Origin of the sequence: Shigella dysenteriae (genome assembly GCF_022354085.1) — a bacterium.
GTDB lineage: Bacteria > Pseudomonadota > Gammaproteobacteria > Enterobacterales > Enterobacteriaceae > Escherichia > Escherichia coli.
The window spans coordinates 2177221-2199427 of the sequence record NZ_CP055055.1 but is presented as its reverse complement, the minus strand read 5'-3'; the positions used below and the strand labels follow the sequence as shown (position 1 = coordinate 2199427).

The following is a 22207-nucleotide window of genomic DNA, read 5'->3' as shown; positions in this document are numbered from 1 at the left end:
TAAAACTCCTTGTAAAGAAACTGGCCGCTTTAGCCCTTCACGCCACCGGCGGTCAAACCACTCTTAATAAAACGTTCCGAAAGCGCATACATAATCACCACCGGCAATGCGGTCACCAGCGAGGCCGCCATCATGCGTCCCCAGATGTAATCAGGCGTACTGAACAGCGCGTTCAGGCCCACTGGTAAGGTGAAATTGCTGGCGCTGGAGAGGAAAATCGACGCAAACAGATAGTCGTTCCATGCCACCATAAAGCAGTAGACGAACACCGATATCAGCCCGGACATCGCCAGGGGCACGGTGATACGGAAGATGATTTGCAGACGGTTGAGGCCATCCATCATCGCCGCTTCTTCGATCTCATCAGGGATGGTGTCGAAGTAGCTTTTCAGCATAAACACGGCGGTGGGCAGAGTTTGCGTCACCATGGTGATGATCAGCGCCATCTCGGTGTCGTAAATACCAAGCGCGGTGATGATTTTGAACAGTGGCACCACCAGCAAAATGCCGGAGAACATATACACCTTGTAAAAGCTGGCGTTGATGGTCATCCTGCCTTTAAAGCGCAGGCGAGAAAGCGCGTAAGCTCCGAGAATGCCGAGGAATACCGCCACCACGGATGAAACCACAGACACCACCAGACTGTTACGGAAGTAGTCGACAAACGGGAAAATCATCGGGTTAAAAATGTCGACGTAATGCTCCAGCGTCCACTGCTGCGGCAGCAGCGTAGGATGCAGTGAGATCGCCTCTTTCGCGCCCTTGAACGAGGTCATCAGCATCACAAAAAATGGAAACAGCGTGATGATGAGAAACAGCGCCAGCCCGCAGTAAAAACCGATGCGACTGAGTGTGCGTTTATTTGTTGCCATTGAGGTTCACCCGTTTCCTGGTCAGCAGAATGACAGCGAAAATAATGATGAAGAGCACCACCGAGATCGCCGCCGCTTTTCCTAAATCATTAAAGGCAAAGGCGGTTTTGTAGAGATATACACCGAGAATATCGACCTTGGTCGTCAGCAAATAAACATCCGCGAACATGTAGAACATCCAGATGGTGCGCAGGGTCACCACCGTCGCCAGGACCGGCATAATCGCGGGCAGCGTGACGATGCGAAACCGCTGCCAGGCATTAGCGCCATCCATCTCTGCCGCTTCGTACAGCGATTTGTCGATGGTCTGCAAAATCGCCAGAAACGAGATAAAGGCATACGGGAAGTAGCGCCAGATGGCGAACAGCACCACCAGCACAAAGCTACTGCCCGGATTATCGAACCACAGCGGAGCCTGCTCGTAGAGATGCAGAAGATCGACGCCGAGGTAGTTCACAATGCCGTAGCCGTTGTTGAACATGTATTTCCAGGCGAACACCAGCGAAATGGACGGCGTTACGTAGGAGAGGATCACCAGCGAACGCGCGGTTTTGCGCAGGCGGAACTCGCGGTTTAAAAACATCGCCACCGCCAGCCCGAGCACGGTGCTGCCCGCCACCACCAGCGCGGTATACCAGACCGTCATCCACAGCGAATGCCAGAAGCCGGGATCGGAGAGGATACGCACATAGTTGCTCACCCCAACAAACGTTGACTCGATGTTGGGATTGAGCGGCAGACGTAAAAAACTGATTTCGATATTCGACACCATCGGCCACGCCACCAGACCGCCCAGCAGTAATAAGCTAGGCGCGAGAAGCAGCAGCGCAAAGGGCATATCGGAACGACCTGAAAAAAGCCTGTTCATTGCGGATTCCTGTCCTGGGTTTAGTGCTGTTCGATCAGTTCATCCAGTTTTTTCTGGCTCGCTTGCAGCGTAGTAGAGAGATCGGCTTTACCCACGGTGACGTTATGCACCATTGAACTCACCACGCCAGAACCCGTCACATCACCCATGCGGGTAAAGTTTTTATCCCCTACTGCGCCAAAGACCTGAATATTTGGCAGTTCACCGATTAGCTGATTCGGTAGTTCACCCAGCGCCTTAATAACGTCGTTGTCTTTCCAGGTGGCGGTAGTGACAACCGCTTTGTTCACCGGCAGTGCCGCGCCTGGCGACATCATCACCCAGTCGGCAATGTTGTCTGCCTGCTCCATAAAGGTGACAAATTTTTCAGCCGCTTCCGTTTCTTCAGTCTTTTGTCCGGCGGTAATGGTCAGCGAGGTCAACATGCCGTAGACGGCAGAGTTTTTCTCGGTTGGCACCACGAAACCGACGTTTTTCTGGTCGCCTTCTTTAATTACAGCCGGAAGGATATAGGTGGAGTAAATCGCCATCGGCGCGGTGCCGTTCATAAAGGCGTCTTTCACTTCCATGATGTCGTTAGAACCCGGCATGGTGTTGGCAGCAAGGTCGCGGTAATAGGTCAGCGCCTGCATCATCTCTGGTGTATCAAGGGTGATTTTGCCTTCGGCGTTAAAGACGTTGGCCTGGTTGGATAACGCAAACTGGGAGAAGGATTGTTCCGTCAGCACGCTTTCTGCCGTAGGCAGCGCAATACCGTATTTTTTATTCGCCGGGTCATTCAGTTTCTGTGCAACGTCCAGCAGCTGTTGCCAGTTTTTCGGCTCCTCCAGCCCCGCTTTTGCCAGCACATCTTTGCGATACCAGATGCCGCCAATCCAGGCGCTGACAGGAACACCGGTCCATGCGCTACCATCTTCGGTACGCACAATACGCAGTACGCCATCGTAAAACGCGCCTTCACCAACGTTGCTGATGACCGTGGCAACCGCTTTGCGATCGATAAGCTGCTCTTTATCCATAACTTTGGCGTAGTCATGGCTGGTTTCGATCACTTCCGGCAGCGAACCGCTACGTGAAAGGGTAATGACTTTAGTGTTATAGGCATCTTCTTCCACGGGCACTTGCTTAATGGTGATGCCCGGGTTTTCTTTTTCAAAACGGGCAATCAATTTACTGATAACTGCCTGACGCTCCTGCTCCACCGAAGAATGCATAAATTCGATGGATACATGGGTTTTATTTTCTTCTTTACAGCCTGAAATCAGGGCGCAGGAAACCAGTGCTGATAACAGCACAATTTTTGATTTAATCATGAGATGTTCCTTTTTATTTAATCCACATAACCTGCCAGGGGCGCAGCGTTATTTTATTACCCAATATATCAACTTCACTAATCAGATCCCGACCGTGCAGGCCAGTAATATTTACATGCTGAATATTTTTACTGACATTAAACAATCCAGTCAGACAATTACCCTCTGCGTTACTTCTTTGAATACGCATTACGGATGAATTAACCGTATCGATGGTAAAATTATTATCCGGATGAAACTCGTTATGGCTACGACGAAGTATAATTAAACGCGACAACTCATGATATACCGCATGCCTTAATGTAGCTTCATCGTTCAGTTCTCGGGTTATCTCTTCTCTGTAATATTTTTTACGGTTAATCGCACGGTTATATCCGAGTTTTTCGACACCTGCGTAATCATTACGCGAGCCCAGAATACTTTGAATATATATCGCTGGCACACCGGGGAAACTTAACAAAATCGCATGGGCAAGGATAAACCTGGCGCAACGTTCTTCATCGCTACTCTCGCGGCGGCTTAACGCATCCATATAGGTGACATTTATTTCATAGGGACTGCGCGTACCGTCGGGATTATTTTTCCAGTTTACTAATGCCCCTTCCTGCTGTAATGCCTCGACCAGCGCTAATATTTCGCTTTCTGGTAACAAGCCCCGCAGTGGGTTCAGCCCGATGCCATCGTGAGAGGCGAGGAAGTTAAACCAGGTCGTTTTACCGGAGGGCAAGCTCAGACTTTGCGCCCACTGGCACAGCGCCTCGACGTTCTGTTTTTGCACCGCATGTAACACCAGCGGCGGCAGCGAGAACTGGTACACCATATGCGCTTCGTCATCGCCTTCGCCAAAGTAAGCAATGTTGTCTTTATGCGGAACATTGGTCTCGGTAATGATCACTGTACCTGGCGCAACGTTATCAATAATCGACCGTAACAGTTTGATAATCAGATGTGTTTTTTCCAGATGGATGCAGCTTGTTCCCGGCTCTTTCCACATAAAGCCAACGGCATCCAGACGGACATACTCTGCGCCCTTTTCCAGGTAACAAAGCAAAACATCCACCATCGCCAGCAACACGTCAGGGCTACGGTAATTCAGGTCAATTTGATCGTCGCTAAAGGTGGTCCATAAATGGCGCGTGGAATTATCATCCATTTGAAACGGCGTTAATAGCGGTAATGCACGCGGACGGGTGACAGCGCTGAGATCGGTTCGCGGATCAACCGCAATAAAAAAATCTTCAAAACCTGGCTGCTGTTGTAAATAGTTTTTAAACCATTCACTTTTTGCCGACATATGGTTGCAGACAAAATCAAACATTAAATGACTGCATTCACCGAGCTGCTGAATATCCTGCCACTCCCCCGCTTCACTGGCGACCTGATGATAATCAATTACCGAAAATCCATCATCAGATGACCATGGATAAAAAGGTAATAAATGAACATGTGAAAAAATGCTTTGCAGCCATTGATGGTAAAACTGATTAAATGTGGGTAGTGGTTTTAAATCATTACTGTGAAATTGATCGGCATAGGTAATTAACACGACATCACTTTCATCCCAGTGTTTTTTACGTCGCTGTGTAATTAATCGTTTCGCACTCTCAAGACGCGTTACAAGTTTCTGTAAATGAGTTGCGGTAAATGTTCCACCGTAGATTTCGTCCAGGTAATCCGTAATTTTCTGTTTCATATTGCCTTTCCGTGGTAGCGGTCCCATGAAATGAGAGACTACTCCGCAGAAAATAAACTGTCAATTGAGCACAAGGGTTTTAGTCACTCAGGAAATCATTTTTTACCAGGGAAAAAGCGTATTTGTGAGCTGACGCAAATAATCTATAGGGATGTAAATAAGGTGTGACAGAAAAAAACGGCGCATAAGCGCCGCTCATGGTGAATTCTTTTAACCTTTGACCTTCGGCATTGCGATGTCTTTCAGGCCACCGGCGTTCTCAACGTGGGTATATCCCATCTCGCTAAGGATCTCTTTTGCCTGCCCTGATTGGCGTCCGGCATTGCAATACACTTTCACGGTGTCGTTTTTATCCGGAACGACGGTGGCAATGCGCTCTTTCACTTCCTTCAGGGGAATATTGATGGCCCCCTGAACGTGCTCTTGCTGATACTGCTCTGGAACACGAACATCGATCCAGTGTTCAGCGGCGAAAACGGGCAGTGAAAACACCAGTGCCAGAGCAAGTAAGCCTTTTTTAAACATGTAAGCGTCCTTCTATGGATGAATATTGCTATCCATTATACGCCTGAGATTTAACAATTTTTGCGAAACTCCCCTCACCTTTTATAACGCTGTGCCAGTTTATTAGCAGCCCGACTTAACAGCGGTTCCAGCGCCACAGCCAGCAACATTTTCAGCGGTCGGCGAGCAACTGATTTTATCGCCCAGCCCGCCACACCCGCTGGGCCATAGCGCAGTGCGGTAAGAAGTACCAGCTTGCCTGCTAATTTGAAACCAGGCTTTACCTTTTGCCCGGCCTGTTGCCAGCGAGTATTCATAACTTTCCTCACAGTTGACGGAAACGGCTACGTAACGTGAAAGTATCGGAAGTGACATAACGTTCCATCTCGCGTAAACGCGTTTCACTTGCCGCCAGTTCACGGTCGACTTCATCCAGCAATTCGCTGCTGGAAGGTAGCTGCTCACCAAAGGCCATGTTGTCCGGCATTGGATCAAGCGCAAATGACAAAATGATGTAAGCAACCAGGGTAAATAGCGCCAGACCGAAGAAAATCGACAACACCACCAGGATACGCACCAGTTTTACCGGTACATCAAAATAGTTGGCAATCCCGGCGCAGACGCCACGGACCATGCCCTGCTGTGGAATACGCCATAATTTTTTATTGAGATTAATGCCCGCCATTAGCGATCCCTCCAGTTCGGATGTTCTGCATCAAGAATAGATTCCAGCGCCTGAATACGTTCGCGCATCCGTTTTGCTTCATCAGCCAGTTGCGCTAATCGCTGCTGCTCACTTTGCGACAATTCACTGCGACCAGAACGATTGCTGTAATGCAGCCATAACCAGATCGGTAAAACAAACAGCACAAAAATGGTTAACGGAATAGCCAGAAATAGCGCGCTCATAAGTACTCCTTAGACGATGAGCGGCGGCGCGTTCGGACGCCGCCTGGATGTTATTATTGATTGTCTTGCTTCATTTTGGCTTTTAATTGTGCCAGTTGCTCGCTGATTGCATCATCGGCTTTCAGTTCGGCAAACTGATCGTCCAGCGATTTTTGTTTACCGAAGCTGTGGCTTTCTGCTTCCGCTTCCATCTGGTCAATTCGACGTTCGAAAGATTCGAAACGAGCCATTGCTTCATCCAGTTTGCCGCTGTCCAGCTGACGACGCACATCGCGCGACGAGTTTGCCGCCTGATGGCGTAACATCAATGCCTGCTGGCGAGCACGGGTTTCGCTCAATTTGTTTTCCAGCTCGCCGATCTCTTTCTTCATACGCACCAGCGTATCGTCCACCAGCGTCACTTCATGTTCCAGGGACTTAATCAGATCGGTCAGTTTCTGTTTTTCAATTAACGCGGCACGCGCCAGATCTTCTCTCTCTTTCAGTAGTGCCAGTTCGGCTTTTTCCTGCCATTCAACTTCACGCGCCGACGCTTGTTCAATACGGCGAGTCAGCTGTTTCTTTTCCGCCAGCGCACGCGCCGAAGTAGAACGTACTTCAACCAATGTATCTTCCATCTCCTGGATCATCAGACGCACCAGTTTCTGTGGATCTTCCGCTTTCTCTAACAGAGCGTTGATGTTGGCATTCACGATGTCGGCAAAGCGAGAAAAAATACCCATAATATTGTCCTCTTGATTTCTGCGTTCAGGATTGTCCTGCTGAACTGTTAATACAATTTGCGTGCCAATTTTTTATCTTTTTGATTTATAAAGATCTGATTGAAGAATCAACAGCAACATGCCAGGATGAATTAGCGAATTACACTAACAAGTGGCGAATTTCATCATGGCAGAATACAAAGATAATTTACTCGGTGAGGCGAACAGCTTTCTCGAAGTGCTGGAACAGGTTTCGCATCTCGCACCGCTGGACAAACCGGTGCTCATCATCGGCGAGCGCGGAACAGGTAAAGAGCTGATCGCCAGCCGTCTGCATTATCTCTCCTCCCGTTGGCAAGGGCCGTTTATTTCCCTTAACTGCGCGGCGTTAAATGAAAATCTGCTGGATTCCGAACTGTTTGGTCACGAAGCGGGCGCGTTTACCGGTGCGCAAAAACGTCATCCAGGGAGATTTGAACGTGCCGACGGCGGTACGCTATTTCTTGATGAACTCGCTACGGCACCGATGATGGTGCAGGAGAAATTATTGCGCGTGATTGAGTACGGTGAACTGGAGCGCGTTGGCGGCAGCCAGCCATTGCAGGTGAATGTGCGGTTGGTATGCGCGACGAATGCCGATCTCCCGGCGATGGTCAATGAAGGTACTTTTCGCGCTGACCTGCTCGACCGCCTGGCTTTCGATGTAGTGCAACTGCCGCCCCTGCGCGAGCGCGAAAGCGACATTATGCTGATGGCAGAACACTTTGCCATTCAGATGTGTCGGGAAATCAAGCTGCCTCTGTTCCCGGGTTTTACCGAGCACGCCAGAGAAACATTGCTGAATTATCGTTGGCCGGGAAATATTCGTGAATTGAAAAACGTGGTGGAACGTTCAGTGTATCGCCACGGCACCAGCGATTATCCGCTTGATGACATCATTATTGATCCCTTTAAACGGCGTCCGCCTGAAGACGCTATCGCCGTTTCAGAAACCACCTCGCTTCCAACACTGCCGCTGGATTTACGTGAGTTTCAGATGCAGCAGGAAAAAGAGTTGCTGCAACTCAGTTTGCAACAAGGGAAATATAACCAGAAGCGCGCGGCTGAATTACTGGGGTTAACCTATCATCAGTTCCGCGCGTTGTTGAAAAAGCACCAGATTTAGCGAAGTTGGGCAATACAACTTGCCGGATGCGGCGTGAACGCCTTATCCGTCATACATAATCAATACGTCGTTTGCAGGTCTGATAAGCGCAGCGTATCAGGCATTATTGCGTTGCCCCTGCTTCTGCGTATTAATCTCTCAGCGCATCCTGCAAAATTTTCATTGCCGCATCGAATTGCGCATCCGGGATGGTCAGCGGATACAGGAAACGAATCACGTTGCCGTATGCGCCACAGGTCAGTAGAAGCAGTCCCTGCGCCAGCGCGCGTTGCTGGATTTTCTGTGCAATCGCCGCTGACGGCTCGCCCGTTTGCGGATCGTTAAACTCTGCCGCAATCATAGACCCCAGACCGCGTACCGCCGCGATGGCCGGAACGCTTTCTTTGGCATCAATCAGCGTGTTTGTCAGACGCTGGCCCAGTTGATTCGCGCGTTCGCAGAGTGATTCTTTGTCGATAATGTTGAGCACCGCGTGCGCGGCAGCCACCGCCAGCGGGTTACCGGCGTAGGTGCCGCCAAGCCCGCCCGGCGCGGGTGCGTCCATAATATTCGCGTTACCGACCACGCCCGAAAGCGGCATCCCGCCCGCGAGGCTTTTCGCCATCGTCATTAAATCCGGCTTATCGGCGTAATGATCCATGGCAAACAGCTTACCGGTACGCGCAAAGCCGCTTTGCACTTCATCAGCAATCATCACAATACCGTGCTCGTCGCACAGGCGGCGAATGGCGGCAACCAGCTCTTTTGGCGCAACGTTGAAACCGCCCTCGCCCTGCACCGGTTCGAAAATAATGGCCGCGACCTGCTTCGCTTCGATGTCTGATTTAAACAAGCGTTCGATGGCGTCGAGGGAGTCCTGTGTTGAAATGCCGTGTAAATCTGACGGATAAGGTACGTGATACACCGAACCAGGGAACGGGCCGAAGCCGATTTTGTACGGCGCGACCTTTCCAGTTAACGCCATAGTCATATACGTACGACCGTGAAAGCCGCCGCTAAACGCAATCACGCCAGGGCGTCCGGTATGGGCGCGGGCGATTTTCACCGCGTTTTCCACCGCTTCCGCACCGGTGGTGAAGAACGCGGTTTTGGCCTGCCCGCTCACCGGGGCAAGGGCGTTGATTTTCTCCGCCAGGGTGACGTAGCTTTCATATGGTACAATCTGATACGCGGTGTGGGTAAACTGTTGCAGCTGCTGCTCCACCGCCGCGACCAGATCAGGGTGGCGATGTCCGGTATTCAGCACCGCAATGCCTGCGGCGAAATCGATGTACTCGTTGCCCTCAACATCCTTCAGCGTGGCGTTTTCAGCCGACTGGGCGAAGAAGTTACACATCACGCCAACCCCGCGCGGGGTGGCAGAAAGACGACGCTGATGGAATTCATTGTTGCTCATGTTTCACACCTTTTGACTCTTCACTGTTAATCGGAAATTAAACGCCCAGACGATCGCGCAGGCTGTAATAAGCCGCGCCCATCGCGGTAAACGGCACACGCAGCGTGCGCCCGCCGGGGAACGGGTAATGCGGCAGATTGGCGAAGGCGTCGAAACGTTCGGCGTCGCCGCGCAGCAGTTCGGCAATCAAACGTCCGGCGAGATGAGTACAGGTGACGCCGTGGCCGCTGTAACCCTGCATGTAATAGATGTTGGTATCGAGGCGACCGAACTGCGGCATACGCGACAGGGTCAGCAGGAAGTTGCCCGTCCAGCGATAGTCGATTTTCACGCCCTTCAACTGCGGGAAGGTTTTCAGCAGTTTCGGCACCACAAGACGCTCAACGTCATCCGGGTCGCGCGCGCCGTACACCACGCCGCCGCCGTACAGCAAACGGTTGTCGGCGGTAAGACGGTAGTAATCAAGCAGATAGTTACAGTCTTCCACACAGTAGTTTTTCGGGATCAGCGAACGGGCTAAATCTTCTGACAGCCGCTCAGTGGTGATCACCTGCGTGCCGCACGGCATACTACGCTTCGCCAGTTCCGGCTCCACTTTATCGCCCAGGTACGCATTCCCGGCGACAATCACATACTTCGCCGTCACCTGGCCTTTGGTAGTACGCACCACGGCGGGCGTGGTGTGCTGGATCTGCGTCACCGCAGAAAGCTCATACACGCGCCCGCCGTTCAGGCGGATAGCGTCCGCTTCACCAATGGCGAGGTTCAGCGGGTGAATATGCCCGCCGCTGTGATCCAGCAGCGCACCAGTGTAGCGATCGCTGGCGACCTCGCGGCGAATGGCGTTGGCGTCCAGCAGCTCCAGCTGTTTATTGCCGTAGCGTTCCCAGTTCTCTTTCTGCTCTTCGAGTGTGGCGAGCTGTTTATCATTCATCGCCACAAACAGGCCGCCGGGGCGGTAGTCGCAGTCAATCTGATAGCGTTTGATACGTTCGCGGATGATCTCGCCACCCTCGAACATCATGCTGCCGAGCATACGGGCGGTGTCCATGCCGTAGCTTTTTTCGATCACGTCGATGTCGCGGCTGTAGGAGTTCACAAGCTGCCCGCCGTTGCGTCCGCTTGCGCCGAAGCCAATGCGTGAGGCTTCAAGAACCACCACGTCAAAGCCCGCTTCCGCCAGATGTAGCGCGGAAGACAGCCCGGTATAGCCGCCGCCGACCACGCAAACGTCGCAGGTGATTGACTCATTCAGCGTGTCGAATGGCGTGTATTTATTCGCACTGGCGGCGTAGTAACTGCTGGTATGTTCGGTCATTTCAGGCCTCCAGGCTTATCCAGATGGTTTTCAGTTCGGTGAATTTTTCAAGGGCATGCAGGGATTTGTCGCGACCATTGCCGCTCTGCTTATAGCCGCCAAACGGCACGGTCATATCGCCGTCGTTGTAGTTATTGACGAAGACGGAACCGGCCTTCAGGCGGCGGCTCATACGGTGCGCGCGGGAGAGATCGCGCGTCCATACCGCCGCGCCGAGGCCATACTGGCTGTCGTTGGCAAGCTGTAGCGCCTGGTCTTCTGATTTGAAACGCGTGACCACCAGCACCGGGCCGAAAATCTCTTCGCGACTTAAGGACGCATTCGGGTCTACATCCACAAAGATGGTCGGGCCGATGGCGGCAGCCAGCCCGGCGTTACGGCCATCCAACAACAGTTGCCCTTTGCTTTCGCCTTCCCGAATAAAGCTATGGACCGAGTCGGCGTGGGTGCAGTCGATTAAGGTGCCCATGGTGGTTGCGGGGTCGAGCGGATGCCCCGGCTGCCAGTTTTGCGCCTGCTGTTTTAACAGGGCTAAGAATTCATCGGCGATGCTCTCTTCCAGCAACAGGCGCGTTCCGGCGATGCACACCTGACCCTGGTTGTAGAAGATGCCTGCTGCGGTGGCGCTTGCCGCCTGTTGCAAATCCGGGCAGTCAGCGAAAACGATGTTGGCGCTTTTGCCGCCCGCTTCCAGCCAGACGCGTTTCATGTTGCTGTCGCCCGCATCTTTCAGCAGCTGTTTCCCGGTACGGGTTGAACCGGTAAAGGCGATGGCATCGATATCGTTATGACGCGAAAGCGCCTGCCCCGCTTCATGACCAAAACCCGTTACTACGTTCAGTACGCCATCCGGCAGACCTGCTTCTTTCGCCAGCCCGGCGAGACGAATCGCACTGAGCGGTGATTTTTCAGACGGTTTTAGAATCACGCTGTTTCCCGCCGCCAGCGCCGGGCCGAGTTTCCAGCAAGTCAGCAGCAGCGGGAAGTTCCACGGCACGATGGCGGCAATTACGCCGACCGGTTCACGCACGATCATCGCCAGCTCATGGCTACTGGTGGTCGCCACTTCGCCATACACTTTGTCGATCGCTTCGGCGTACCAGCGAATGGCGCGCGCCGCGCCGGGAATATCATCACGCAGACTGTGACGAATCGGTTTGCCGGTGTCGAGAGTTTCCAGCAGTGCCAGCTCTTCGGCGTGGGCTTCCATTAAATCGGCGAGTTTATTCAGCACCGCTTTACGTTTTGCCGGAGAAGAGAGTGACCAGTCGCCGCGTTCAAATACGCCGCGTGCTGCGCTCACCGCACGGTCGATATCGACGCTCTTGCCGCGCGCAATATTCGCCAGCGGTGCCTGGGTAACCGGATCAACGGTTTCAAAGGTTTCATTTTCCGCCGCAGCAGTATATTCACCGTTAATAAATAAGCGGGTTTCAATGGCGAGACTTAACGCTTTATCCTGCCAGTAAGCCAGATGATGAAAATTCATTATGACTCCTGTTTCACGTCTATCAGATATATGCAGTTTGTGAACGTCAGGGCGCAGAGATCCCCGGGCCGTATGCCCGTTTATTTCTGGCGACATTCTTTATGGATTGCCGGGCGCATTGCGCTTACCCGGCTTACAGAACAAAAAGATTAAAACGTGGTGGGCGTATGGGCGCTGATAATTCGGCAAATACCTGCCGACGTATTACTGAAACTGTGCGGGATGCCGGTATTAATGGCATAACTTTGCCCCGCGACGAGGTGGTAATCCTGACCATTAATCGTCAGAACAATTTCACCTTCCAGTACAGTGCCTATTTCCTCACCCTGATGCTTAATTCTTTCCCCAGTGGTTGTGCCCGGCTGGTACGTTTCAAAGATCATCGCCAGCGTGCGATTCGGGTTACCGTTATGAACCAGCTTCATCGACACACCCTGACTGCCCATTTCAATTAAGTCGTCCTGATTAATGACGACCTGCGGCTCATCAGGTTTTTCCGGCTCGGAAAAGAATTCCGAGAGTGACAGACCATACACCTTCAGCAGCTTTTGCAGCGTACTGATGGCAGGGCTGACTTTATCTTGTTCTATCGTACTGATAGCACTGTGAGTCAGCCCGGAGAGTTCGGCGGCACGACGTTGTGAAAGCCCCTGCTGCTGGCGGATTTCCGACAAGCGTTTTCCTGGCGCCAGTCCCTCATCACTCATATTTGCATTTCCTTAAACTGTAGTGGTCAGAGTCGCTGTTTTCAGCGATATGGTGCTGACAAGCGGTGATAAAGCCCTCGAACAATATACGCGAAAGCGCGTACTCGCTACTGTTCCATTCCGGGTGCCACTGTACGCCCAGCGCAAAAGGATGATTGATGACGCTAACCGCCTCAACTAAGCCATCCGGCGAGCGAGCTTCAACACGCAACCGTGGGCTAACGACCTTCGCCCCTTGTCCATGCAGAGAGTTTACCCAAAAGTTGCTACATTCAGGTAACAACGCAGACAGTAATCCCCCCTCTTCAACCTGAACTTCATGCGACGGTGCATATTGCTGTTCCACCGGCAGTTCGGGATCTTCCCGATGTTCCAGCAATTCAGGCTGTTCGCACAGCTTGCGATGCAACGAACCACCGGTTGCCACCACTAGTTCCTGTAAACCCCGGCAGATGGCGAAAATGGGGATGCGCCTTTCGAGTGCGGCATTAATTAACGCCATGCTCAGAAGATCACGCCCGGGATCGGCGTCAGGCTCATCGCCGTTTTCACCATATAGGTGCGGCTGCACATTGCTGGGACTACCAGGAAGATAAATGCCATCGAGTTTCGGCAAAAGTTGTTCAAGTAAGGACGGTTCCGCCAGCGCATGTGGCAGCGCAATTGGCAAGCCGCCTGCATGGATGATGGCATTCAGGTACTTTTCTTGCAGAGTCTGGGTCGCATGACCCTTAAGCCTGTTCCTGCACATTACAACACCGATAACCGGATTGTTCATTATATTTTCCATGCTCAATCTCACAAAGTGGACTAAATTATCGCCATTACTGCGGTTTAAATGACCTTTATGTTCAATATTTTTTCAATCTAGCAGTGGGTTTTCATTTTTGCAAACTCAATTTAACATTTGACAAACATTTAGTTTGCATACAGATTCGAATGGTGGTCATTATATTTTACGCTTTGATAACGAGCGGAAAACAAACCAAAGGCGAAGAATCATGGAAACCAATATCGTTGAAGTAGAGAACTTTGTTCAGCAGTCAGAAGAGAGGCGGGGTAGCGCCTTTACGCAGGAAGTGAAACGCTACCTGGAGCGCTACCCGAATACGCAATATGTTGATGTTTTACTTACCGATTTGAATGGTTGCTTCCGTGGAAAACGTATTCCTGTTTCAAGCCTGAAGAAGCTCGAGAAAGGGTGTTATTTCCCGGCCTCGGTGTTTGCAATGGATATTCTGGGCAACGTAGTAGAAGAAGCGGGCCTGGGTCAGGAAATGGGTGAACCAGATCGTACTTGTGTGCCAATACTCGGTACCTTAACCCCTTCTGCCGCCGATCCAGAGTTTATCGGTCAGATACTCCTGACCATGGTCGATGAAGATGGCGCTCCCTTTGACGTTGAGCCGCGGAACGTACTTAACCGCCTGTGGCAGCAGCTACGCCAGCGCGGATTGTTCCCGGTTGTAGCGGTAGAGCTGGAGTTCTATTTACTGGATCGTCAGCGCGACGCTGAAGGGTATCTGCAGCCGCCCTGCGCGCCCGGCACCGATGACCGCAATACACAAAGCCAGGTTTACTCGGTTGATAACCTCAACCACTTCGCCGATGTGCTCAATGATATTGATGAACTGGCGCAGTTACAGTTAATTCCCGCCGACGGTGCGGTCGCCGAAGCCTCGCCGGGTCAGTTTGAAATCAACCTTTACCATACCGATAACGTGCTGGAAGCCTGCGATGATACGCTGGCGCTAAAACGCCTGGTGCGTCTGATGGCAGAAAAGCATAAGATGCACGCCACTTTTATGGCGAAGCCGTATGAAGAGCACGCGGGCAGCGGGATGCATATCCATATCAGTATGCAAAATAATCGTGGCGAGAACGTGCTTTCTGACGCGGAAGGCGAAGATTCGCCGCTGCTGAAAAAAATGCTCGCCGGAATGATCGATCTGATGCCGTCATCAATGGCGTTGCTGGCACCAAACGTGAACTCGTATCGCCGCTTCCAGCCGGGGATGTATGTACCGACGCAGGCGTCGTGGGGCCATAATAACCGTACCGTCGCCCTGCGTATTCCATGCGGCGATCGTCATAATCACCGCGTGGAATATCGCGTGGCGGGTGCCGATGCCAACCCATATCTGGTGATGGCAGCGATTTTTGCCGGTATTTTGCATGGCCTTGATAACGAGCTGCCGTTGCAGGAAGAAGTCGAAGGTAACGGGCTGGAACAGGAAGGCTTACCCTTCCCGATTCGCCAGAGCGATGCCCTGGGTGAGTTTATCGAGAATGATCACCTGCGCCGCTATTTAGGCGAACGGTTTTGCCATGTCTATCACGCCTGTAAAAATGATGAGCTGTTGCAGTTTGAGCGCCTCATCACAGAAACAGAAATTGAGTGGATGTTGAAAAACGCGTAATACCCCTTGCGGGGTTGTTTCATCGGCCTGAGCGGAGCCAGGCCTGACATTTGCTGGTAATCCAGACATTTTCCGGATGTCGCGTTATGGAGCGCAGGCGGCAACGGGCTTCCGTTAACGATTAAGACTGTGACGAGGAAATGAGATGATGCCGATGATTAAATCCCCGCATGGCGAGGGAGGCTGCGTATGCGCCCCTCCTGCGACTGACTGGACTCCGCCCCCTTTGCTTCCCTTGCTAAACAGGTTTGATTTCAGGTCGACACGACCGCAAACCTTATTACGCAGGGGAGGCAGCAATTATGGCTATTAATTCACCACTGAATATTGCTGCGCAACCCGGCAAAACCCGTCTGCGAAAATCACTGAAATTGTGGCAGGTGGTAATGATGGGTCTGGCCTATCTCACGCCGATGACTGTGTTCGATACTTTTGGCATTGTGTCAGGCATTAGCGACGGTCACGTTCCGGCGTCCTATTTGCTGGCGCTGGCGGGCGTGCTGTTTACCGCTATCAGCTACGGCAAACTGGTTCGCCAGTTCCCGGAGGCAGGTTCGGCCTATACCTACGCGCAAAAGTCGATTAACCCGCACGTCGGATTTATGGTCGGCTGGTCATCACTGCTGGATTATCTCTTTTTGCCAATGATCAACGTTTTGTTGGCGAAAATCTATCTCTCCGCCCTCTTCCCGGAAGTGCCGCCGTGGGTGTGGGTAGTAACCTTCGTCGCCATTTTAACCGCCGCGAATCTGAAGAGCGTCAACCTGGTCGCTAACTTCAATACCCTGTTTGTACTGGTGCAAATCTCCATCATGGTGGTGTTTATCTTCCTGGTAGTTCAGGGACTGCATAAAGGAGAAGGCGTTGGCACCGTCTGGTCACTTCAGCCGTTTATCAGCGAGAACGCGCACCTGATCCCGATTATTACCGGGGCGACGATTGTCTGTTTCTCGTTCCTCGGTTTCGATGCGGTGACCACGCTTTCGGAAGAGACGCCGGACGCCGCACGCGTGATCCCGAAAGCCATCTTTCTGACGGCGGTCTACGGTGGCGTTATCTTTATCGCGGCGTCGTTCTTTATGCAGCTGTTCTTTCCCGATATCAGCCGCTTTAAAGATCCGGACGCCGCACTGCCTGAAATTGCGCTGTACGTCGGCGGCAAGCTCTTCCAGTCGATTTTCCTCTGCACCACGTTTGTGAACACGTTAGCGTCTGGCCTGGCCTCACATGCCAGCGTGTCGCGCCTGCTGTATGTAATGGGGCGTGACAATGTGTTCCCAGAACGTGTGTTTGGCTATGTACACCCGAAATGGCGTACCCCGGCTCTGAACGTCATTATGGTCGGAATTGTCGCGATGTCGGCGCTGTTCTTCGATTTAGTTACCGCCACAGCGTTAATTAACTTCGGTGCTCTGGTGGCGTTTACCTTCGTGAATCTGTCGGTGTTTAATCATTTCTGGCGGCGCAAAGGAATGAATAAAAGCTGGAAGGATCACTTCCACTATTTGCTGATGCCGCTGGTTGGCGCGCTGACGGTGGGTGTGCTGTGGGTTAACCTCGAGTCAACGTCACTGACACTCGGTCTGGTATGGGCTTCGTTAGGCGGCGCATATTTGTGGTATCTGATCCGCCGCTATCGCAAAGTGCCGCTGTACGAAGGTGACAGAACGCCAGTGAGCGAAACGTAATAGTCGGATGCGCGGCGCATTATCCTGCCTGAGGGTAATGCGCCGCGCCATTAACTATAAAAAGATGTATGACCGGGATCACGAGTGCTATCATCCGCCCTTATGCTTAGCGCATTAACCCCAGGGGCAAATAATGAACCACGATATCCCGCTAAAATATTTTGATATTGCCGATGAGTACGCGACCGAATGCGCAGAGCCTGTCGCAGAGGCTGAACGCACACCGCTGGCCCACTACTTCCAGTTACTGCTCACCCGTTTGATGAACAATGAAGAGATCAGCGAAGAAGCCCAACATGAAATGGCTGCTGAAGCGGGGATTAATCCCGTACGCATTGATGAGATCGCAGAGTTTTTGAATCAATGGGGTAATGAGTAATTATATCATTGCAGGCGCCTGGTCAGTATCGTTGCCCGGATAAAGCGTTCACGCCGCATCCGGCTAAAAATGACGCACTACAGCCTGCTTTAATGGGTTTCTCACGATCGTACCGCTCCGTTCCTCGCTAATTTGTTATGTGAGTTATAGTTATAGAGAAATCACGGGTACGAATGTTGAACAGATGGCGACGCCACCTGTTCAACGACCAACCACACGGCCCTCATTACGACCCCTGAACACAAACGGTAATGGCAAATGTCATTAAATATTAGTAAGATAGCCTCTTTACATAAAATCCCTTAATATTATGCGCCAGGTATTATCGTCTCTTTTGGTGATTGCTGGACTTGTGAGTGGTCAGGCAATCGCCGCGCCTGAACCCACCCCGCATGCTGATATCCGCGACAGCGGTTTTGTCTATTGCGTCAGCGGGCAAGTCAACACCTTTAACCCATCCAAAGCGAGCAGTGGGTTAATTGTCGATACCCTTGCCGCCCAGTTTTATGATCGACTGCTGGATGTCGATCCCTATACCTATCGCCTGATGCCAGAACTTGCCGAAAGCTGGGAAGTACTCGACAACGGCGCGACCTATCGCTTCCACCTACGTCGCGATGTTCCGTTTCAAAAAACCGACTGGTTTACTCCCACTCGTAAAATGAATGCCGACGATGTGGTGTTTACCTTCCAGCGAATTTTTGACCGCAACAACCCGTGGCATAACGTCAACGGCAGCAACTTCCCCTACTTCGACAGCCTGCAATTTGCCGATAACGTGAAAAGCGTCCGTAAACTGGATAATCATACCGTTGAGTTCCGTCTGGCTCAGCCGGATGCTTCTTTTTTGTGGCACCTCGCAACCCATTATGCTTCGGTCATGTCGGCAGAATATGCCCGGAAGTTAGAGAAAGAAGATCGCCAGGAACAACTCGACCGTCAACCGGTCGGCACTGGACCGTATCAGTTGTCGGAATACCGCGCCGGGCAATTTATTCGCCTACAACGTCATGATGACTTCTGGCGCGGTAAACCGTTAATGCCGCAGGTGGTGGTGGATTTAGGCTCCGGCGGCACCGGACGTCTGTCGAAACTCCTGACCGGGGAATGCGACGTTCTGGCCTGGCCTGCTGCCAGCCAGCTATCCATTTTGCGTGACGACCCGCGCTTGCGTTTAACGCTGCGTCCTGGGATGAACGTCGCCTATCTGGCATTTAACACCGCCAAACCGCCGCTAAATAATCCCGCTGTCCGCCATGCGCTGGCACTGGCGATTAATAACCAGCGCCTAATGCAATCCATCTATTATGGTACGGCTGAAACAGCGGCCTCTATTTTACCGCGCGCCTCGTGGGCCTATGACAACGAGGCTAAAATTACTGAATACAATCCGGCGAAATCGCGCGAACAACTGAAAGCGTTGGGGCTGGAAAACTTAACGCTGAAACTGTGGGTGCCCACACGTTCGCAGGCGTGGAACCCCAGTCCACTGAAAACTGCCGAACTGATTCAGGCGGATATGGCGCAGGTTGGCGTAAAAGTGGTGATTGTGCCGGTAGAAGGTCGCTTTCAGGAGGCGCGGTTGATGGATATGAGCCATGATCTGACGTTATCCGGTTGGGCGACGGACAGTAACGACCCGGACAGTTTCTTCCGTCCGTTACTGAGCTGCGCGGCAATTCATTCACAGACCAACCTCGCCCACTGGTGCGATCCGAAATTCGACAGCGTGTTGCGTAAGGCGCTCTCCTCGCAGCAGCTGGCGGCGCGTATTGAAGCCTATGACGAAGCGCAGAGTATTCTGGCGCAGGAATTGCCCATTTTGCCGCTGGCGTCGTCATTGCGTTTGCAGGCCTATCGGTACGATATCAAAGGTCTGGTACTTAGCCCGTTTGGTAACGCCTCCTTTGCTGGGGTGTATCGCGAGAAACAGGATGAGGTGAAAAAACCATGATTATCTTCACCTTACGCCGCATTTTGTTATTGATTGTCACCTTGTTCCTGCTGACCTTCGTTGGCTTCAGCTTGAGCTATTTCACTCCACACGCGCCGTTACAAGGCGCGTCACTGTGGAATGCCTGGGTGTTCTGGTTTAATGGCCTGATCCACTGGGATTTTGGTGTTTCCAGCATTAACGGTCAACCAATTGCCGAACAGTTAAAAGAGGTCTTCCCGGCGACGATGGAACTGTGCATCCTCGCCTTCGGTTTTGCGCTGATTGTTGGCATCCCCGTGGGGATGATTGCCGGGATTACGCGCCATAAGTGGCAGGATAACTTGATCAACGCCATCGCCTTACTGGGCTTTTCAATCCCGGTGTTCTGGCTGGCGCTTCTGTTGACACTGTTTTGTTCACTCACGCTAGGTTGGTTGCCCGTTTCAGGGCGTTTCGATCTGCTCTACGAAGTGAAACCGATTACCGGTTTTGCGTTGATTGATGCCTGGCTTTCGGACTCACCATGGCGGGATGAAATGATCATGAGCGCAATCCGCCATATGATATTGCCCGTGATCACCCTGTCGGTTGCGCCAACAACTGAAGTGATCCGCCTGATGCGTATCAGCACTATCGAAGTGTATGACCAGAACTATGTAAAAGCGGCGGCGACCCGCGGTTTGTCGCGCTTTACTATTTTGCGTCGCCACGTTCTGCATAACGCGTTACCGCCGGTTATTCCTCGCCTGGGCTTACAGTTTTCCACCATGCTGACGCTGGCGATGATCACCGAAATGGTTTTTAGCTGGCCGGGTTTAGGGCGCTGGTTAATTAACGCCATCCGCCAGCAGGATTACGCAGCCATTTCCGCCGGAGTGATGGTGTGTGGCTCACTGGTCATTATTGTTAACGTGATTTCTGATATTTTGGGTGCCATGGCTAACCCTCTGAAACATAAGGAATGGTATGCCTTACGATAGCGTATACAGCGAAAAGCGCCCGCCGGGCACGCTGCGTACCGCCTGGCGCAAATTTTATAGTGACGCCTCTGCGATGGTCGGCCTGTACGGCTGCGCGGGGCTGGCTGTACTGTGTATTTTTGGCGGCTGGTTTGCGCCTTACGGCATCGACCAGCAATTTCTCGGTTACCAATTATTGCCGCCGTCATGGTCGCGCTATGGCGAAGTTTCTTTCTTCCTGGGGACTGACGACCTCGGACGCGATGTTTTAAGCCGTTTACTGAGCGGAGCTGCGCCAACCGTGGGTGGCGCATTTGTGGTGACGCTTGCCGCGACGATCTGTGGCCTGGTACTGGGCACCTTCGCCGGGGCGACACACGGCCTCCGCTCAGCGGTGCTTAACCATATTCTGGATACCTTACTGGCGATCCCTTCCCTGCTGTTGGCAATTATCGTTGTAGCGTTTGCCGGACCGAGTTTGTCCCACGCTATGTTTGCTGTCTGGCTGGCATTGCTGCCGCGTATGGTACGTTCGATTTACAGCATGGTGCATGACGAACTGGAAAAAGAGTACGTTATCGCCGCCCGTCTGGATGGCGCATCAACGCTGAATATTCTCTGGTTTGCTGTGATGCCTAACATCACCGCCGGGCTGGTCACCGAGATCACCCGCGCACTGTCGATGGCAATTCTCGATATCGCCGCGCTGGGCTTTCTCGATCTCGGCGCACAACTCCCCTCGCCTGAATGGGGAGCGATGCTCGGTGATGCGCTGGAACTGATTTATGTCGCCCCGTGGACTGTCATGCTGCCAGGTGCGGCAATTATGATTAGCGTGCTGTTGGTTAACCTCCTTGGCGACGGTGTCCGTCGTGCAATTATTGCGGGGGTGGAATAATGCCATTACTCGATATTCGTAACCTGACTATTGAATTTAAAACCGGCGATGAGTGGGTTAAAGCCGTTGACCGGGTAAGTATGACCTTAACCGAAGGTGAAATCCGCGGTCTTGTTGGTGAATCCGGTTCCGGCAAGAGTTTGATTGCGAAAGCGATTTGTGGGGTGAATAAAGATAACTGGCGTGTTACTGCTGACCGTATGCGTTTTGATGATATCGATTTGCTGCGTCTCTCCGCACGCGAACGGCGCAAGCTGGTTGGTCACAACGTGTCGATGATTTTCCAGGAACCGCAGTCGTGTCTTGACCCTTCAGAACGTGTGGGTCGCCAGTTGATGCAAAACATCCCAGCCTGGACCTATAAAGGCCGTTGGTGGCAGCGTTTTGGCTGGCGCAAACGCCGTGCCATTGAACTGCTGCACCGCGTGGGAATTAAAGATCACAAAGATGCGATGCGCAGTTTTCCCTATGAGTTGACCGAAGGTGAATGTCAGAAAGTGATGATAGCCATTGCACTGGCGAATCAACCGCGTCTGCTGATTGCTGACGAACCGACAAACTCAATGGAGCCAACAACCCAGGCGCAAATCTTTCGCCTGCTGACGCGTCTCAACCAAAACAGCAATACCACTATTTTGCTTATCAGCCATGACTTACAAATGCTTAGCCAATGGGCGGATAAAATTAACGTGCTTTACTGCGGTCAAACGGTGGAAACCGCGCCGAGTAAGGAGTTAGTGACGATGCCACATCATCCTTATACCCAGGCGCTGATCCGCGCGATACCAGACTTCGGCAGCGCGATGCCGCATAAAAGTCGCCTCAATACGCTACCCGGCGCTATCCCACTGCTTGAACAGTTACCGATTGGTTGTCGTCTGGGGCCACGTTGCCCATATGCACAACGAGAATGCATTGTGACGCCACGTTTGACGGGGGCGAAAAATCATCTCTATGCCTGTCATTTCCCGCTGAACATGGAGAAAGAGTGA

At 52.2% G+C, this 22207-nt stretch carries 23 protein-coding genes; 9 read left to right on the top strand and 14 right to left on the bottom strand.

The annotated features are described in order from the left end of the window. Nucleotides 1-29: 29 nt before the first annotated feature. The 9 genes from HUZ68_RS10585 to pspA all read right to left on the bottom strand — a co-directional run bounded on the left by HUZ68_RS10585 (nucleotide 30) and on the right by pspA (nucleotide 6881). Nucleotides 30-872 carry a carbohydrate ABC transporter permease gene (locus HUZ68_RS10585; protein WP_239594180.1) on the bottom strand — a complete coding sequence of 281 codons (843 nt, stop codon included), beginning with the start codon at nucleotides 870-872 and terminating at the stop codon, nucleotides 30-32. Next, nucleotides 859-1740: a carbohydrate ABC transporter permease gene (locus HUZ68_RS10580; protein WP_239594179.1), complete on the bottom strand. Its 882-nt coding sequence runs from the start codon at nucleotides 1738-1740 to the stop codon at nucleotides 859-861. The genes HUZ68_RS10585 and HUZ68_RS10580 overlap by 14 nt, the downstream gene beginning before the upstream one ends. Before the next feature lie 20 nt (nucleotides 1741-1760). Further along, a complete protein-coding gene (locus HUZ68_RS10575) occupies nucleotides 1761-3053 on the bottom strand; it encodes an ABC transporter substrate-binding protein (protein WP_239594177.1) in 1293 nt (430 codons plus the stop codon). 13 nt (nucleotides 3054-3066) lie between these two features. Further along, complete coding sequence (ycjM, locus tag HUZ68_RS10570; protein ID WP_044808108.1) at nucleotides 3067-4746, bottom strand: glucosylglycerate phosphorylase; 1680 nt, start codon at nucleotides 4744-4746, stop codon at nucleotides 3067-3069. A 210-nt stretch (nucleotides 4747-4956) separates the two neighbouring features. Next, nucleotides 4957-5271: a thiosulfate sulfurtransferase PspE gene (gene pspE, locus HUZ68_RS10565; protein ID WP_000473113.1), complete on the bottom strand. Its 315-nt coding sequence runs from the start codon at nucleotides 5269-5271 to the stop codon at nucleotides 4957-4959. A 74-nt stretch (nucleotides 5272-5345) separates the two neighbouring features. After that, nucleotides 5346-5567 (bottom strand): phage shock protein PspD, encoded by a 222-nt coding sequence (gene pspD, locus HUZ68_RS10560; protein WP_001295585.1) that lies wholly within the window; start codon nucleotides 5565-5567, stop codon nucleotides 5346-5348. Between the two features lie 8 nt (nucleotides 5568-5575). Then, nucleotides 5576-5935 carry an envelope stress response membrane protein PspC gene (pspC, locus tag HUZ68_RS10555; RefSeq protein WP_000907387.1) on the bottom strand — a complete coding sequence of 120 codons (360 nt, stop codon included), beginning with the start codon at nucleotides 5933-5935 and terminating at the stop codon, nucleotides 5576-5578. Then, on the bottom strand, nucleotides 5935-6159 hold the full coding sequence (gene pspB, locus HUZ68_RS10550) for an envelope stress response membrane protein PspB (protein WP_001274963.1): 225 nt from the start codon (nucleotides 6157-6159) through the stop codon (nucleotides 5935-5937). Before pspB ends, pspC begins: the two co-directional genes overlap by 1 nt. A gap of 53 nt (nucleotides 6160-6212) precedes the next feature. Further along, complete coding sequence (gene pspA, locus HUZ68_RS10545; protein ID WP_000511033.1) at nucleotides 6213-6881, bottom strand: phage shock protein PspA; 669 nt, start codon at nucleotides 6879-6881, stop codon at nucleotides 6213-6215. 166 nt (nucleotides 6882-7047) lie between these two features. Between pspA and pspF the strand changes: the two genes are divergently transcribed. Beyond that, nucleotides 7048-8025 (top strand): phage shock protein operon transcriptional activator, encoded by a 978-nt coding sequence (gene pspF / locus HUZ68_RS10540; protein WP_001361677.1) that lies wholly within the window; start codon nucleotides 7048-7050, stop codon nucleotides 8023-8025. Nucleotides 8026-8155: 130 nt separating this feature from the next. On the opposite strand, the gene puuE is transcribed toward pspF, so the two are convergent. From puuE to puuD, 5 genes are all read right to left on the bottom strand, one after another. Next, entirely contained in the window at nucleotides 8156-9421 is a 1266-nt protein-coding gene (gene puuE, locus HUZ68_RS10535; RefSeq protein WP_000069231.1) for a 4-aminobutyrate transaminase, read from the bottom strand. Between the two features lie 37 nt (nucleotides 9422-9458). Next, the gene (puuB, locus tag HUZ68_RS10530; protein WP_033815777.1) at nucleotides 9459-10739 is read right to left on the bottom strand and encodes a gamma-glutamylputrescine oxidase; all 1281 of its coding nucleotides are present in this window, start codon (nucleotides 10737-10739) and stop codon (nucleotides 9459-9461) included. Nucleotide 10740: 1 nt separating this feature from the next. Next, entirely contained in the window at nucleotides 10741-12228 is a 1488-nt protein-coding gene (gene puuC, locus HUZ68_RS10525; protein ID WP_033815776.1) for an aldehyde dehydrogenase PuuC, read from the bottom strand. A gap of 149 nt (nucleotides 12229-12377) precedes the next feature. After that, a complete protein-coding gene (gene puuR / locus HUZ68_RS10520) occupies nucleotides 12378-12935 on the bottom strand; it encodes an HTH-type transcriptional regulator PuuR (protein ID WP_001278727.1) in 558 nt (185 codons plus the stop codon). Continuing rightward, nucleotides 12928-13725, bottom strand: coding sequence for a gamma-glutamyl-gamma-aminobutyrate hydrolase (gene puuD, locus HUZ68_RS10515; protein ID WP_239594174.1), 798 nt, complete (start codon nucleotides 13723-13725; stop codon nucleotides 12928-12930). Before puuD ends, puuR begins: the two co-directional genes overlap by 8 nt. Nucleotides 13726-13936: 211 nt before the next feature. Here puuD and puuA point away from each other — a divergent pair, with 211 nt between their 5' ends. From puuA to sapD, 8 genes are all read left to right on the top strand, one after another. Further along, nucleotides 13937-15355, top strand: a complete 1419-nt coding sequence (gene puuA, locus HUZ68_RS10510; protein WP_239594170.1) for a glutamine synthetase family protein — start codon at nucleotides 13937-13939, stop codon at nucleotides 15353-15355. Nucleotides 15356-15503: 148 nt separating this feature from the next. Then, the gene (locus HUZ68_RS10505; RefSeq protein ID WP_120795382.1) at nucleotides 15504-15668 is read left to right on the top strand and encodes a YmjE family protein; all 165 of its coding nucleotides are present in this window, start codon (nucleotides 15504-15506) and stop codon (nucleotides 15666-15668) included. Continuing rightward, nucleotides 15658-17043, top strand: a complete 1386-nt coding sequence (gene puuP / locus HUZ68_RS10500; RefSeq protein WP_001302119.1) for a putrescine/proton symporter PuuP — start codon at nucleotides 15658-15660, stop codon at nucleotides 17041-17043. The genes HUZ68_RS10505 and puuP overlap by 11 nt, the downstream gene beginning before the upstream one ends. A gap of 133 nt (nucleotides 17044-17176) precedes the next feature. After that, a complete protein-coding gene (locus HUZ68_RS10495; protein ID WP_001015110.1) occupies nucleotides 17177-17422 on the top strand; it encodes a YmjA family protein in 246 nt (81 codons plus the stop codon). A gap of 310 nt (nucleotides 17423-17732) precedes the next feature. Then, complete coding sequence (gene sapA, locus HUZ68_RS10490; protein ID WP_021577263.1) at nucleotides 17733-19376, top strand: ABC transporter substrate-binding protein SapA; 1644 nt, start codon at nucleotides 17733-17735, stop codon at nucleotides 19374-19376. After that, nucleotides 19373-20338, top strand: a complete 966-nt coding sequence (gene sapB / locus HUZ68_RS10485; protein ID WP_000583277.1) for a putrescine export ABC transporter permease SapB — start codon at nucleotides 19373-19375, stop codon at nucleotides 20336-20338. Before sapA ends, sapB begins: the two co-directional genes overlap by 4 nt. Continuing rightward, the gene (sapC, locus tag HUZ68_RS10480) at nucleotides 20325-21215 is read left to right on the top strand and encodes a peptide ABC transporter permease SapC (protein WP_001146163.1); all 891 of its coding nucleotides are present in this window, start codon (nucleotides 20325-20327) and stop codon (nucleotides 21213-21215) included. Before sapB ends, sapC begins: the two co-directional genes overlap by 14 nt. After that, nucleotides 21215-22207 carry a peptide ABC transporter ATP-binding protein SapD gene (sapD, locus tag HUZ68_RS10475; RefSeq protein WP_001128858.1) on the top strand — a complete coding sequence of 331 codons (993 nt, stop codon included), beginning with the start codon at nucleotides 21215-21217 and terminating at the stop codon, nucleotides 22205-22207. The genes sapC and sapD overlap by 1 nt, the downstream gene beginning before the upstream one ends.